General features: G+C 37.0%; 25 protein-coding genes. All 25 read left to right on the forward strand.

Annotation, left to right across the window (positions count from 1 at the left end; translation table 11 throughout):
• Positions 1–6 precede the first annotated feature (6 nt).
• The 25 genes from rpsS (at position 7) to rpsI (ending at position 12,953) form a co-directional block, all read left to right on the forward strand.
• Positions 7–288 (forward strand): 30S ribosomal protein S19, encoded by a 282-nt coding sequence (gene rpsS / locus LPC16_RS00360; RefSeq protein WP_229637334.1) that lies wholly within the window; start codon positions 7–9, stop codon positions 286–288.
• 34 nt (positions 289–322) lie between these two features.
• Positions 323–685 carry a 50S ribosomal protein L22 gene (gene rplV / locus LPC16_RS00365; protein ID WP_229637335.1) on the forward strand — a complete coding sequence of 121 codons (363 nt, stop codon included), beginning with the start codon at positions 323–325 and terminating at the stop codon, positions 683–685.
• Between the two features lie 32 nt (positions 686–717).
• Positions 718–1,440 carry a 30S ribosomal protein S3 gene (rpsC, locus tag LPC16_RS00370; protein ID WP_040054603.1) on the forward strand — a complete coding sequence of 241 codons (723 nt, stop codon included), beginning with the start codon at positions 718–720 and terminating at the stop codon, positions 1,438–1,440.
• A 37-nt stretch (positions 1,441–1,477) separates the two neighbouring features.
• Positions 1,478–1,897 carry a 50S ribosomal protein L16 gene (gene rplP, locus LPC16_RS00375; protein WP_040054602.1) on the forward strand — a complete coding sequence of 140 codons (420 nt, stop codon included), beginning with the start codon at positions 1,478–1,480 and terminating at the stop codon, positions 1,895–1,897.
• A gap of 3 nt (positions 1,898–1,900) precedes the next feature.
• Positions 1,901–2,137, forward strand: coding sequence for a 50S ribosomal protein L29 (rpmC, locus tag LPC16_RS00380; RefSeq protein ID WP_229637336.1), 237 nt, complete (start codon positions 1,901–1,903; stop codon positions 2,135–2,137).
• Positions 2,138–2,144: 7 nt separating this feature from the next.
• Positions 2,145–2,387 carry a 30S ribosomal protein S17 gene (rpsQ, locus tag LPC16_RS00385; protein WP_229637337.1) on the forward strand — a complete coding sequence of 81 codons (243 nt, stop codon included), beginning with the start codon at positions 2,145–2,147 and terminating at the stop codon, positions 2,385–2,387.
• A gap of 18 nt (positions 2,388–2,405) precedes the next feature.
• Entirely contained in the window at positions 2,406–2,774 is a 369-nt protein-coding gene (gene rplN / locus LPC16_RS00390; protein ID WP_040054599.1) for a 50S ribosomal protein L14, read from the forward strand.
• Positions 2,774–3,118: a 50S ribosomal protein L24 gene (rplX, locus tag LPC16_RS00395; RefSeq protein ID WP_040054598.1), complete on the forward strand. Its 345-nt coding sequence runs from the start codon at positions 2,774–2,776 to the stop codon at positions 3,116–3,118. The genes rplN and rplX overlap by 1 nt, the downstream gene beginning before the upstream one ends.
• A 70-nt stretch (positions 3,119–3,188) precedes the next feature.
• Positions 3,189–3,734 (forward strand): 50S ribosomal protein L5, encoded by a 546-nt coding sequence (rplE, locus tag LPC16_RS00400; protein ID WP_229637338.1) that lies wholly within the window; start codon positions 3,189–3,191, stop codon positions 3,732–3,734.
• A gap of 37 nt (positions 3,735–3,771) precedes the next feature.
• Positions 3,772–4,173 carry a 30S ribosomal protein S8 gene (gene rpsH / locus LPC16_RS00405; RefSeq protein ID WP_040054596.1) on the forward strand — a complete coding sequence of 134 codons (402 nt, stop codon included), beginning with the start codon at positions 3,772–3,774 and terminating at the stop codon, positions 4,171–4,173.
• A gap of 71 nt (positions 4,174–4,244) precedes the next feature.
• The gene (gene rplF / locus LPC16_RS00410) at positions 4,245–4,784 is read left to right on the forward strand and encodes a 50S ribosomal protein L6 (RefSeq protein ID WP_040054595.1); all 540 of its coding nucleotides are present in this window, start codon (positions 4,245–4,247) and stop codon (positions 4,782–4,784) included.
• A gap of 2 nt (positions 4,785–4,786) precedes the next feature.
• The gene (gene rplR / locus LPC16_RS00415; RefSeq protein WP_229637339.1) at positions 4,787–5,149 is read left to right on the forward strand and encodes a 50S ribosomal protein L18; all 363 of its coding nucleotides are present in this window, start codon (positions 4,787–4,789) and stop codon (positions 5,147–5,149) included.
• A gap of 39 nt (positions 5,150–5,188) precedes the next feature.
• Positions 5,189–5,710: a 30S ribosomal protein S5 gene (gene rpsE / locus LPC16_RS00420; protein WP_040054593.1), complete on the forward strand. Its 522-nt coding sequence runs from the start codon at positions 5,189–5,191 to the stop codon at positions 5,708–5,710.
• A 35-nt stretch (positions 5,711–5,745) separates the two neighbouring features.
• Entirely contained in the window at positions 5,746–6,210 is a 465-nt protein-coding gene (gene rplO / locus LPC16_RS00425) for a 50S ribosomal protein L15 (protein WP_229637340.1), read from the forward strand.
• A gap of 25 nt (positions 6,211–6,235) precedes the next feature.
• Positions 6,236–7,552 (forward strand): preprotein translocase subunit SecY, encoded by a 1,317-nt coding sequence (secY, locus tag LPC16_RS00430; RefSeq protein ID WP_229637341.1) that lies wholly within the window; start codon positions 6,236–6,238, stop codon positions 7,550–7,552.
• A 78-nt stretch (positions 7,553–7,630) separates the two neighbouring features.
• Positions 7,631–8,212 carry an adenylate kinase gene (locus LPC16_RS00435; RefSeq protein WP_040054590.1) on the forward strand — a complete coding sequence of 194 codons (582 nt, stop codon included), beginning with the start codon at positions 7,631–7,633 and terminating at the stop codon, positions 8,210–8,212.
• 101 nt (positions 8,213–8,313) lie between these two features.
• The gene (gene infA, locus LPC16_RS00440; protein ID WP_012954409.1) at positions 8,314–8,541 is read left to right on the forward strand and encodes a translation initiation factor IF-1; all 228 of its coding nucleotides are present in this window, start codon (positions 8,314–8,316) and stop codon (positions 8,539–8,541) included.
• Between the two features lie 105 nt (positions 8,542–8,646).
• On the forward strand, positions 8,647–8,760 hold the full coding sequence (rpmJ, locus tag LPC16_RS00445) for a 50S ribosomal protein L36 (RefSeq protein ID WP_229637342.1): 114 nt from the start codon (positions 8,647–8,649) through the stop codon (positions 8,758–8,760).
• Positions 8,761–8,821: 61 nt separating this feature from the next.
• Positions 8,822–9,205 (forward strand): 30S ribosomal protein S13, encoded by a 384-nt coding sequence (gene rpsM, locus LPC16_RS00450; protein WP_040054589.1) that lies wholly within the window; start codon positions 8,822–8,824, stop codon positions 9,203–9,205.
• A gap of 46 nt (positions 9,206–9,251) precedes the next feature.
• Positions 9,252–9,644 carry a 30S ribosomal protein S11 gene (rpsK, locus tag LPC16_RS00455; protein ID WP_012954411.1) on the forward strand — a complete coding sequence of 131 codons (393 nt, stop codon included), beginning with the start codon at positions 9,252–9,254 and terminating at the stop codon, positions 9,642–9,644.
• 108 nt (positions 9,645–9,752) lie between these two features.
• Entirely contained in the window at positions 9,753–10,697 is a 945-nt protein-coding gene (locus LPC16_RS00460) for a DNA-directed RNA polymerase subunit alpha (RefSeq protein ID WP_040054588.1), read from the forward strand.
• 76 nt (positions 10,698–10,773) lie between these two features.
• Positions 10,774–11,124: a 50S ribosomal protein L17 gene (gene rplQ / locus LPC16_RS00465; protein ID WP_229637343.1), complete on the forward strand. Its 351-nt coding sequence runs from the start codon at positions 10,774–10,776 to the stop codon at positions 11,122–11,124.
• Positions 11,125–11,165: 41 nt separating this feature from the next.
• Positions 11,166–12,005, forward strand: coding sequence for a tRNA pseudouridine(38-40) synthase TruA (truA, locus tag LPC16_RS00470; RefSeq protein ID WP_229637738.1), 840 nt, complete (start codon positions 11,166–11,168; stop codon positions 12,003–12,005).
• A gap of 82 nt (positions 12,006–12,087) precedes the next feature.
• Positions 12,088–12,543 (forward strand): 50S ribosomal protein L13, encoded by a 456-nt coding sequence (gene rplM / locus LPC16_RS00475; RefSeq protein ID WP_040054585.1) that lies wholly within the window; start codon positions 12,088–12,090, stop codon positions 12,541–12,543.
• The gene (gene rpsI / locus LPC16_RS00480; RefSeq protein WP_407084182.1) at positions 12,543–12,953 is read left to right on the forward strand and encodes a 30S ribosomal protein S9; all 411 of its coding nucleotides are present in this window, start codon (positions 12,543–12,545) and stop codon (positions 12,951–12,953) included. The genes rplM and rpsI overlap by 1 nt, the downstream gene beginning before the upstream one ends.
• Positions 12,954–13,011: the final 58 nt, after the last annotated feature.

A 13,011-nucleotide genomic window follows, 5' to 3' on the forward strand; every position in this document is an offset into this window, starting at 1 on the left:
TTACTTATGAGTCGTTCTCTAAAAAAAGGTCCATTTATTGCAGATAGTCTCTTGACTAAAATCGAAAAGCTCAATGAGAAAGGAGATAAACAGGTTATTAAAACCTGGTCAAGAGCTTCAACGATAGTTCCCGTTATGATTGGCCATACAGTTGCTGTACACAATGGAAAACAACATATTCCTGTTTTTATTTCAGAACAAATGGTTGGCCATAAATTAGGAGAATTCTCTCCTACACGTACTTTTAGAGGACACGCTAAAAGTGATAAAAAATCGGGTCGCCGATAAAATACAGTAAAAGTTATTTACAAAACTAACAATCATGGCACTTGACATGACAACAGAGGCTAAAGCCATATCTAAATATATACGAATGTCTCCATTCAAGGTGAGACGCGTATTAGACCAGATTCGCGGGCGTTCTTATCGCGAAGCTCTCATTATTCTTGAATTTATGCCGTACAGAGCTTGCGAACCAATTATTAAACTTTTACGTTCTGCTGTTGCTAATGCTGAACATAATAATGGACTTGATCCAGCAACTTTATTTGTCAGTAAAGCTTATGCTGATGGAGGTCCAAGTTTAAAAAGGTTTCGTCCTAGAGCCCAAGGACGTGCCTATCAAATTCGTAAACCTACATGTCATATAACCATTACAGTTGCATCTGAGGTGGGAACAAAATGATATGTATTTCTAAAAACTAGCCAAGAGAACATATGGGACAAAAAATACATCCAATTGGTTTTCGTTTAGGTATTACCAAAGAACATAAATCTCGTTGGTATGCTGACAAAAGACGTTATCCAGAATTACTACAGGAAGATCTGGCTATTAGACAACATGTCGAAAAAAACCTTAGCAATGCTGGTATAGCTGATATTCGAATAGAACGAAAAGCTGATCAAATTGATTTAGCAATTCATACTGCCCGTCCCGGAGTCGTAGTAGGAAGGGGTGGTAGTGGAATTGAGCAGCTAAGAACTGCGCTCCAAAAAAACTTAGGGGAAAATCGTCAAATCCGGATTAATGTTATTGAGGTATCCAGAGTTGATGCAGATGCTGCATTAATTGCTGAATATATCACTCAACAGCTAGAACGAAGAGTTTCCTTCCGTCGAGTAGTTAGACAAGCTATTCAAAGGGCTCAAAGAGCTGAGGTTAAAGGTATAAAAATTCAGGTCGGAGGACGTCTTAATGGGGCTGAAATTGCAAGAACTGAATGGGTAAGAGAGGGACGTGTTCCTCTTCACACTCTCAGAGCAGATATCGACTACTCATATCGGACTGCACAAACAATTTACGGCATATTGGGAGTCAAAGTATGGGTCTTCAAAGGAGAGATAATTCCGGGACAAGAAGAGCAGGCTGTAGTTTCTACTGCCCCGACTCCAAAACGTAATCGTCGAAAACAGTTTGAAGACCGTTCCAATGAAGAATAGTTAAGGCTATTAATTTAAAAGTTATTGTTGACTATAAATGTTAAGTCCTAAAAGAACAAAATTTCGGAAACAACAACGAGGCAGAATGAGAGGACTAGCCTATCGAGGCAGTACCCTCAATTTTGGAGAATATGCTCTTCAAGCTACTGAACCTTGTTGGATTACTGCTCGTCAAATAGAAGCTGCTCGTCGTGCTATGACTCGCTACATACGTAGAGGTGGAAAAATCTGGATTCGAATTTTTCCAGACAAACCTGTTACTATGCGTGCAGCAGAGACTCGTATGGGTTCAGGAAAAGGATCTCCAGAATATTGGGTTGCTGTAGTGAAGCCAGGACGTATTATGTTTGAGCTTTCTGGAGTAACTGAATCTATTGCTCGTGAAGCTATGCGTCTTGCTGCACAGAAGCTTCCTATTAAAACAAAGTTCATAACTAGTCAGGAGGAGTACAACTAAATCATGTCTCTACCTAAAATTGCAGAAGCTCGGAGTCTTAGTAATCAAGATTTAGCAGAAGAGATTCTTGCTGCCAAGAAGAAGCTTTTTGAATTAAGATTTCAGCAAGCTACTCGTCAACTAGAAAAGACTCACGAGTTTAAACATACTCGTCATCGAATAGCTCAACTATTAACAGTTGAGCAAGAGCGCCAACTTGGTAAAAATAATTCTGAATCAACTCCATTTAAAGAGGAATAACTTAATTATGGCAGTAAAAGAAAAAGTTGGAGTAGTAGTTAGTACTAAAATGGATAAAACCATTGTGGTAGAAGTAGAAAATCGTTCTCCTCACCCAAAGTACGGAAAAATTATTGTAAAAACCAAAAAATTCAAGGCTCATGACCAAGACAATAAATGTCAAAAAGGGGATAGAGTTCGCATTCAAGAAACTCGACCCCTAAGTAAGACAAAAAGGTGGGTCATGACTGAAATTTTAACCTCTCATTAAATCACCTAAGTTAATATCGTGATTCAACAGCAAACTTATCTTAATGTCGCCGACAATAGCGGAGCTCGTAAATTAATGTGTTTACGTGTTTTAGGAACCGGAAATTGCCGATATGGGGCGATTGGCGATCAAATCGTTGCCGTCGTCAAAGACGCTATACCAAATATGCCCGTTAAACGTTCTGATATTGTAAAAGCAGTTATCGTACGAACTCGTCAAGCTATTAACCGTGAGAACGGTATGAGCATACGTTTCGACGACAATGCTGCTGTAATAATAAATGCGGATGGTAACCCAAAAGGAACTCGTGTTTTTGGTCCTGTAGCAAGAGAACTACGAGATAAAAGTTATACAAAAATTGTTTCTTTGGCACCGGAGGTACTCTAATGAGTAAAACAGCTCAACCGAAGCGTTACAAAATGCACGTTAAAGTTGGAGACAACATACAAGTAATTTCTGGAAAAGATAAAGGCAAAATCGGAGAAATTATAAAAATTTTTCCCAAAAGTAGCCAAGTCCTCATAAAAGGAACTAACGTTAAAACTAAGCACGTTAAGCCCCAACAAGAAGGAGAATCTGGCCAGATTACTACATTTGAAGCTCCTATCCATAGCTCTAGCGTAATGTTGTATTCCAGTAAAAAACAAGTAGCGAGTCGTATTAATTACACTTTTAATGAAGCGGGTAAGAAAGTACGTATTCTGAAAAAAACGGGTGAAATTATCGATTAGTTCGATACTTCCTAACTAATGATTAACACTTATTTCCCTCTGACAAAGCCCAGAGATAGAGAAAGATACTATGGTTCAATCTAGACTAAAAAATATTTACCAGGAAACTATTATAGGTAAACTAAAACAACAGTTTAACTATACCAATGTTCATCAGGTTCCTAAGCTCTTTAAAATTACCATTAATAGAGGTTTAGGAGAGGCATCACAAAATGCTAAAGCTCTAGAATCTTCTATTCGTGAGTTGGAAGTTATAACTGGCCAAAAACCAGTTATAACTCGTGCTAAGAAAGCAATTGCAGGTTTTAAAATTCGCGAAGGAATGCCGGTAGGTGTTATGGTAACGTTGCGTTCTGAAAAAATGTATGCATTTCTTGATCGACTAATTAATGTAGCTTTACCCAGGATTAGAGACTTTAGAGGTATTAGTCCAAAAAGTTTCGATGGACGAGGTAACTATAGTCTTGGTGTTCGAGAACAACTCATTTTCCCAGAAATTGATTATGACACCATTGATCAAATTCGAGGTATGGATGTTTCTATTATTACCACTGCCCAAACTGATGAAGAAGGGCGTGCGTTATTAAAAGAAATGGGAATGCCCTTCCGTACCTAGTAATCCTTTATTCTACAGGAGAAACTCATCAGCAATAATGGCACCTAACGATACTATCTCAGACATGTTAACCCGTATTCGCAACGCTTGTGCGGTACGACATACAACAACAAAAGTTCCCACGACAAGAATGACTCGAAGTATTGCTCAAGTTCTTAAAGAAGAAGGCTTTATACAGAGTTTCGAAGAAGTGGGAGAAGGTGTACAAAAACACCTTGTTATTTCTCTTAAATATAAAGCGAGAGGTCGTCAACCTATTATTAATACACTACGTCGGGTTAGTAAACCTGGACTAAGAGTATATTCTAATCGGAAGGATTTGCCTCGCGTACTTGGAGGTATTGGCGTTGCTATTATTTCCACTTCCAAAGGAATTATGACGGATAGAGAGGCGCGTCGCCAAAATATTGGTGGTGAAATTTTATGCTACATCTGGTAGTAATAAAGTTAGTTACCATCTCTATCTCGAATAATATTTAACCCATAAATAATTACTGAAAACGTAAAAAAATGTCTCGTATTGGTAAACGTCCAATTATATTACCTAATAAAGTTACTATTGATATTAAAGGTCAATACGTCACTGTAAAAGGTCCTAAAGGTTCTTTAGAGCGTGAACTCCCCTCTAAAGTACAGCTCAATAAAGATGGGGAAACTCTTCTAGTTCAAAGACAAGATGAATCTCGTATTTCTCGTGAACGTCATGGGTTATGTCGCACCTTAGTAGCCAATATGGTTCATGGGGTATCAGCAGGATTTGAAAAACGTCTTAGTATCCAAGGGGTAGGATATCGTGCCCAAGCAAAAGGTTCTAACTTAACTCTTAATGTTGGATATAGTAAGCCAGTAGAAATAACTATGCCTAGTGGCATCAGTGTTGTTGTTGAAAATAATACATCAGTTATTATCAGCGGCATTGATAAAGAAATAGTCGGAAATATAGCTGCTAAGATTAGAGCAGTAAGACCTCCAGAACCATATAAAGGTAAAGGCATTCGTTATCTTAATGAATTTGTCGTTCGTAAGGCAGGTAAATCAGGTAAGAAGTAATTATGAAGCTTACACGAAGAGAATCTTTAAAACGTCGTCATCAACGTATCCGGAAAAAGGTTAGTGGAACATCAAGTTGTCCTCGTCTAGCTGTTTTCCGTTCAAATCAACATATTTATGCCCAAATAATTGATGATGTAAAGCAGCATACATTAGCAGCTGCTTCTACTCTAGAACCGGGGCTTAAAGAAGTTTTAGCATCAAGCTCCAATTGCGAAGCATCGTCAGCAGTAGGAAAATTAGTTGCTGAACGATTAATTGCAAAAGGAATCGAAGAAGTCGTGTTTGACAGAGGTGGTAATCTTTACCACGGCAAAGTCAAGGCTTTAGCTGAAGCTGCTCGTGAAGCAGGATTGAAATTCTAACTAAAGGCATTAATATCTTTACACTAAGCAGTAAAAACTATGGCAAAAAATCGTAAAAACAACAGAGATAAAGCTAAAGAGACTAACTGGCAAGAGCGAGTTATTCAGATTCGTAGAGTTAGTAAAGTTGTTAAAGGAGGGAAAAAGCTTAGCTTTCGTGCAGTTGTTGTTATTGGTAATGAAAAAGGACAAGTCGGTGTTGGGGTCGGCAAAGCTGGAGATGTTATAGGAGCGGTTCGAAAAGGAGTCGCAGACGGTAAAAAGCAACTTGTCGATGTTTCAATTACAAAATCTAGCTCTATCACTCACATAACGAAAGGAGTCGCTGGCGGAGCGAAAGTTATTGTACGTCCAGCAGCTCCTGGTACTGGAGTAATTGCTGGTGGTGCTGTAAGAACAGTTTTAGAGTTAGCTGGACTTAAAAATATTTTAGCTAAACAGTTAGGCTCCAATAATCCTCTTAATAACGCAAGGGCTGCTGTAGATGCACTTGAAGGGTTAAGAACATTATCAGAAGTTGCACAAGAAAGGGACGTTCCCTTAGAGCATCTTTATGCTTAAGTCTAGTTTTGTAATTATTAATCTTAATAAATCTTATGAGAATTCATAATCTTAGTCCTAAAGAAGGATCAACAAAACGTCGTCGCCGTGTAGGCAGGGGTATTTCTGCTGGTCAAGGTGCAAGTGGTGGTTTTGGAATGCGAGGTCAAAAATCTCGTTCAGGAACAGGTACTAAAGCAGGATTTGAAGGAGGCCAGATGCCTCTTTACCGTAGGGTTCCAAAATTAAAGCATTTTCCCTTAGTTAATCCTAGTAAATTTACTATCATTAATGTTGATAGACTAAATAGTCTGACAGCTAATAGCGAGATAGACTTATATAGTTTAATGAAACAAGGAATAGTAACTAGTAATGATGGTCCATTGAAAATATTAGGTAATGGAGAGTTAAATGTTGCCCTAGTCGTTAAGGCAGCTGCGTTTACCAAATCTGCTCAAAGAAAAATTGAAAGTGCTGGTGGAACCTGCCAAAATATATCAAATATAACAACTGATAAATAATCGTTGATAAATTAGGTTATTACCCATGGTCGTCAGTCGAGACAAAACACCCACAGCACAAGAAACGTTTTTGCAAATGGCTCAAGCAGCTGGATTGCGAAGTCGTTTATTAATTACAATTGGTCTGTTAACTTTAATTCGTTTTGGGATTTTTATTCCTATTCCTGGTATTGATAGAGAAAAGTTTATTAGTGCTATTAGTAATAGTCCAGTTTTGGGTTTTTTAGATATCTTTACAGGTGGTGGTATTTCCACTTTAGGTATTTTTGCTCTAGGAATACTTCCTTTTATCAATGCTTCTATTATTATGCAGTTATTGACTGCTGCAATTCCATCTTTAGAAGACCTTCAAAAAAACGAAGGAGAGGCAGGAAGACGTAAGATTTCGCAAATAACTCGGTATGTAGCTGCTGGATGGGCGATAGTACAAAGTACCGCTATTACTGTAGGCCTGTTAAAAGAATATGCTTTAAGTAGTACATTTTGGTTTGTGCCAGAAACTGTATTAGCATTAACGGCAGGTTCTATGTTTGTAATGTGGGTATCAGAGCTAATTACAGAAAGAGGGATTGGTAATGGCGCTTCTCTACTGATTTTTGTCAATATTGTGGCAAGCCTACCAAGGACTTTAGGACAAACTATTGACTATGCTCAAACTGGTGGAAGACAGGCAGTTGCACAAGTAATTATTTTATTACTTGTTTTTCTAGTCATGATAGTAGGAATTGTTTTTGTCCAAGAAGGAACACGTCGTATTCCTATTATATCGGCCCGCCGTCAAGTAGGTCGTAAACTATACCGAGAGAGAACAAGTTACTTACCTCTGAGACTCAATCAAGGGGGTGTGATGCCTATTATCTTTGCATCAGCAGTTCTAATCCTACCTCAAAGTTTAATTGGTTTTCTTGGTAATGGAGGCGCTTTTAGTGAAGCTCTAGTGAAAGTTACAAATGCTTTAAGACCAGGTAGCTGGTCTTATGTTGGAGTTTACTCTATTTTAATTCTATTTTTTAGCTATTTCTATGCTTCTTTAATTGTTAATCCTGAAGACATATCAAAAAATCTTAAAAAGATGGGATCTAGTATTCCCGGCATACGACCTGGTGAAAAAACAAAAGAATACTTAGAGGGAGTTTTAAATCGTTTAACTTTCTTAGGTGCTGGTTTCTTGAGCTTCGTAGCTACGGTCCCAACTTTGGTAGAAGGAGCTACTGGAGTTACTACATTCAGAGGTTTGGGAGCTACATCATTATTAATATTAGTAGGTGTTGCTATTGACACAGCAAAACAAATTCAAACCTATGTAATTTCTCAACGTTATGAGGGAATGGTCAAACAATAGGCAATCGTAAAGAATCTTAGTATTTTTCAACCTATTGATTAACCACATAAATATGCAAAAAACATTATCAAGAAGATTATGAGTACAGGAAAAGGGTTGATTTTTTTAGGTCCTCCCGGTTCTGGAAAAGGAACCCAAGCTCAAAAACTATCAGCAAAATTTAACATTCCTCATATTTCTACTGGAGAAATGTTAAGAGAGGCTATCACTAATCAAACAAAGCTGGGACAAGAAGCTCAGTCTTATGTCGATAAAGGAGAATTAGTACCTGATAAATTATTATTAGGTTTAATTCAAGAGCGATTAAACCAACAGGATGCACAGAAAGGGTGGATTCTAGATGGGTTTCCTCGTAATATTTTTCAAGCAGAGTTTTTAGATACGTTGCTTAAGAGACTCAGTAAATTTTCAGAACAAGCAGTTAATCTGGAAGTTCCCGATGAGGTAATTGTAGAACGTTTACTACTTAGAGGAAGAAAAGATGATAGTGAAAAGACTATTCGTCGACGTCTAGAAGTTTATAGAGAAAAAACTCAGCTTGTATTAGATTATTATCGTCAAAATAAAAGACTTGTTTCTATTGATGGTAATCTTAAACCGGATGAAGTGACAATTATATTAAAAAATACACTTACTTCTGGATTGACTAAAATTTTCTAAATATCAAAATTATAGATAAGTTAGATTACACGTAAAATAATCATTTTTTAGAAACAAGTTATTAACCTTTTTGTGTTGTACTTATTTGAGGCATAGTAATCGTGTCAAAACAAGATTTAATTGAAATGGAAGGGACAGTGACAGAATCTCTTCCAAATGCGATGTTTAGAGTAGATTTGGATAATGGGTTTAATGTATTAGCCCATATTTCTGGAAAGATTCGTCGAAATTATATTAAAATTCTACCAGGGGATAGAGTTAAAGTTGAACTGACACCCTATGATTTAACTAAAGGTAGGATTACCTATCGGCTTAAAGGTAAAAAGTAAAAAATTAGTAACTATAGTCTTCACTATTTATCTTACTTAATAAGCTGACAAAAGAAGAGATATCTTGATATAATAAAAGGCTTGCAGTCTTGCTGTTAAAAACTTATGAAAGTTAGACCATCTGTTAAAAAAATGTGCGAGAAATGTCGCGTGATTAAGCGACGAGGCAAAGTCATGGTACTTTGTATCAATCCAAAACATAAACAACGTCAAGGTTAGAAAGCTAATATAGTAGCTTATTGATCTGTTGTGCCTACAAAATGCTTAGAGGATAAAAAAATTGGCAAGGATATCTGGTGTTGATCTACCAAGGGATAAAAGAATTGAAATTGGACTAACTTACCTATTCGGTATTGGTCTATCAAGATCCCAAAAAATATTGGCCGAAACAGGTGTTAATCCTGACATTCGTGTACGAGACTTGGGCGATGAAGATCTTACTTCCCTTAGGGCCTATATTGATGATAATTTTCAAATCGAGGGTGATTTGAGACGTTGGGAGGCTATGAATATAAAACGATTGGCGGATATCGGCACCTATCGAGGTCGTCGTCATCGTCAAGGGCTTCCTGTTCGAGGGCAACGAACAAGAACTAATGGACGTACCCGTCGTGGAAGACGAGTTACTGTAGCAGGTAAGAAAAAAGCTCCTGCTAAGAAATAATTAACGTTTATTTGTAATTCAAGTTACACAAAATCTTAGTAAAACTATGGCACGACCAACTAAAAAAGGTGGACCAAAAAAACAGAAGAAAAACGTCCCTAACGGCGTTGCTCACATAAAGTCGACATTTAATAACACAATTGTAACAATTTCAGATACCAAAGGAGATGTTATTTCCTGGTCTTCTGCTGGCGCTAGTGGCTTTAAAGGAGCCAAAAAAGGAACTCCTTTCGCTGCTCAAACTGCGGCTGATTCAGCTGCTCGGCGTGCTATTGATAATGGAATGCGGCAAATAGAAGTTATGGTTAGCGGGCCTGGTGCTGGTAGAGAAACTGCTATAAGAGCACTTCAAGGATCAGGATTAGAAATTACGTTAATTAGAGACGTTACACCCATTCCTCACAATGGTTGTCGTCCTCCTAAACGACGTCGAGTCTAATCTATATCTGATTTATCCGAACTAAGATACTTGTAATTTGGTAAATCAGTGACTAATAAAAATATATGTTTGGACGAAGTATTTGACAATGAAAAGAGGTGACAAACAATGGCACAATTTCAAATTGAATGTGTAGAGTCTAAGACTCAAAAAAATCAAAGTCAATACAGTAGATTTGTTCTTGAGCCATTGGAAAGAGGTCAAGGGACAACTGTGGGTAATGCTCTCAGACGAGTCTTATTGGCAAACTTGGAAGGAACAGCAGTTACTGCCATAAGAATTGGCGGAGTTAATCATGAATTCGCTACAATACCAGGGGTTAGGGAAGATGTCCTAGAAATCATATTAAATATGAAGGAAATCGTTCTTAAAAGCCATACTGAACAAATCCAAATAGGGCGTTTAGTTGCAGTAGGAGCAGCTCATGTAACAGCAGCGCAGTTCGACTTACCTTCAGAAGTGGAAGTTATTAATCCTACTCAACCTATTGCGACCTTAACAGATGGTGCAAAACTTGAAATGGAGTTTCGCATTGAGAAAGGAATGGGGTATGTGCCAGTAGAAAAAGGGAAAGAAAAACAAGGAGCACTTGATTTTTTACAGATTGACGCTGTCTTCATGCCAGTTACAAAAGTTAACTACAGTGTAGAAAATATCAGAGGGGAAAAGGGTGAAGTAAAAGATTCTTTAATGCTTGAAATCTGGACCAATGGCAGTGTTAGTCCAAAAGAAGCTTTATCTCAAGCAACTGAAGTTTTGGTTAACTTATTTAGTCCTCTGAAAAATATCAACCAGCTTGAAACCGCTGTTCCTGAATATCAAGACGAAGAAAACCCTCAAAGCCAAATTCCTATTGAAGAATTACAGCTATCTGTACGAGCTTATAATTGTTTAAAAAGAGCACAAATAAATACAGTTGCTGATTTATTAGATTATAGTCAAGAAGATTTATTGGAAATCAAAAATTTTGGCCAGAAATCTGCTGAAGAGGTGATTGAGGCTCTTCAGAAACGATTAGGAATTACTTTAGCACAAGAAAAAAATAAGACCTAATTAGTCATGGACAATAAATCATGACTATTAGTCTGTAGATGTTACTTTTTTATCATATTAAGGAGACGTAACAAAAATGCGACATCGATGCCGCGTATCACATCTAGGTAAACCTGCTGATCAACGGAAAGCGTTATTAAGATCACTTGCGACAGAATTAATTCGTCACGGACAAATTAAAACTACTAAAACTCGTGCTAAAGCGGTACGATCTGAAGTAGAAAGAATGATTACTTTAGCTAAAGATGGATCATTGTCAGCTAGACGTAAAGCAATGGGTTATCTTTTTGACAAACAATTAGTTCATGCTCTATTCGCTGATGCACTAGCTCGTTATGGAGAACGGTCTGGAGGTTATACGAGAATTGTTCGTACTTTACGTCGTCGTGGAGATAATGCTGAAATGGCTATTATTGAATTGATGTGATCTTTAAGTATTTTAGATAGCATGACAAATAATGAATGAGCATTTCTAATAAACAGTCACAACTAGTAAAGAGAATAGCTCTGATAATTCAATATTCAGGGAATCGTTTTCATGGTTGGCAAAGACAGCCTTATCACAGAACTGTTCAAGAAGATATTGAGAACACTATTGCTAAATCACTAGGTTACAAAGTTTCTATCCATGGTGCTGGACGTACCGATGCAGGGGTTCATGCCACTGCACAGGTAGCTCACTTTGATTATGTAGGGCCAATTCCGCCAAAAAGGTTAGCAAAAGTTATTAATCGGTATTTACCAGAAGATATCTTAATTCGTAATTCGGAAGAAGTGTCAACCAACTGGCATGCTAGGTTCTCAGCTCAGTGGCGTCGTTATCGATATACATTATATACCAACAAAAATTCTAATTTATTTGTTAAATCTTTTAGTTGGCATTATTATCGTTATCCTCTAAAAATAAAATTAATGGTAGACGCCTTAACATCATTATTGGGTACACATCATTTGACGGCTTTTCGAAAAGAAGGTTCTCAACGCACTCATTCTTGGGTAGAGATTCAAGATATAGAATGTTACCGTAAAGGAGCTTTTGTCCATGTAGAGATTCAAGCTAATGGATTTTTATACGGAATGGTAAGATTATTGATAGGGATGCTAGTAGAAGTAGGAATTGGTAAACTTTCTTTAGCTAATTTTAATCAAATCTGGCGTAACCAAGGGCGTAAACATGTACGGCATTCTGCTCCAGCTAACGGACTATGTTTATTAGGAGTAGGTTATCCAGAAGTTTCATTTTCATCAAATTTATATTTAGATACTCAGCCATTATTTGAAACCAACCAAATAATTTGTGAAGATTGAATTTCTAACAATATATTTAATGAAAAAAGCAATGTCTATTAAGAAAGATAACCTGAATATTAATTAATATCTAACATTATTTATGAACAAAACAATTACACCATCACCAGCAATACTTGAGCAGAAGTGGTATGTTATTAATGCTGAAAATCAGCGTTTAGGGCGCCTTGCCTGCGAAATTGCAAAAATTTTAAGGGGTAAGAAAAAACCGACTTATACTCCTCATATGGATACCGGAGACTTTATTATTGTAATCAATGCGGAAAAAATTGAAGTCACCGGCCGAAAAAATCATCAAAAATTATATCGTCGTCACTCTGGTAGGCCCGGAGGGATGAAGGTTGAAACTTTTGAAAAATTACTCAAGAGAATTCCAGAGAGAATTATTGAAAAAGCTGTAAAGGGAATGTTACCTAAAAACACTTTAGGACGTCAATTGTTTACAAAATTAAAAGTGTATGCTGGTCCTAACCATCCTCATCAAGCACAAAAGCCTGAACAATTAATTCTGAATACTATTCCAAATGGAGATCGATAATGTCAACTACTGAAGAAAATAAAGCTATTTACTGGGGTACTGGTCGCCGCAAATCATCAATTGCGAGAGTTCGTCTAGTTCCAGGTACAGGAGAAATTAAAGTCAATAAAAAAGAAGGAAATCTATATTTCAATCAAATTGCTGACTATATACAAGTCATCAAAGCACCTCTAGAAAAGCTAGGATTAGATAAAGAATATGATATTCTAGTCAACGCCCATGGTGGAGGATTAACAGGACAAGCAGATGCAGTCAAATTAGGCATAGCAAGAGCATTATGTGAATTAAATCCAGAAAACCGACCAACATTAAAAGCAGAAGGATATTTAACAAGAGATCCTCGTGCTAAAGAGCGAAAAAAATATGGTTTACATAAAGCACGTAAAGCTCCTCAGTATTCTAAACGTTAATCAGAATAGTTTTTATTGTCATAAATAATGCAAAACACCTTATAAGGAGATACGAAAA

Origin of the sequence: cyanobacterium endosymbiont of Braarudosphaera bigelowii (assembly GCF_020885515.1) — a bacterium.
In the GTDB taxonomy this organism is placed as follows: domain Bacteria; phylum Cyanobacteriota; class Cyanobacteriia; order Cyanobacteriales; family Microcystaceae; genus Atelocyanobacterium; species Atelocyanobacterium thalassa_A.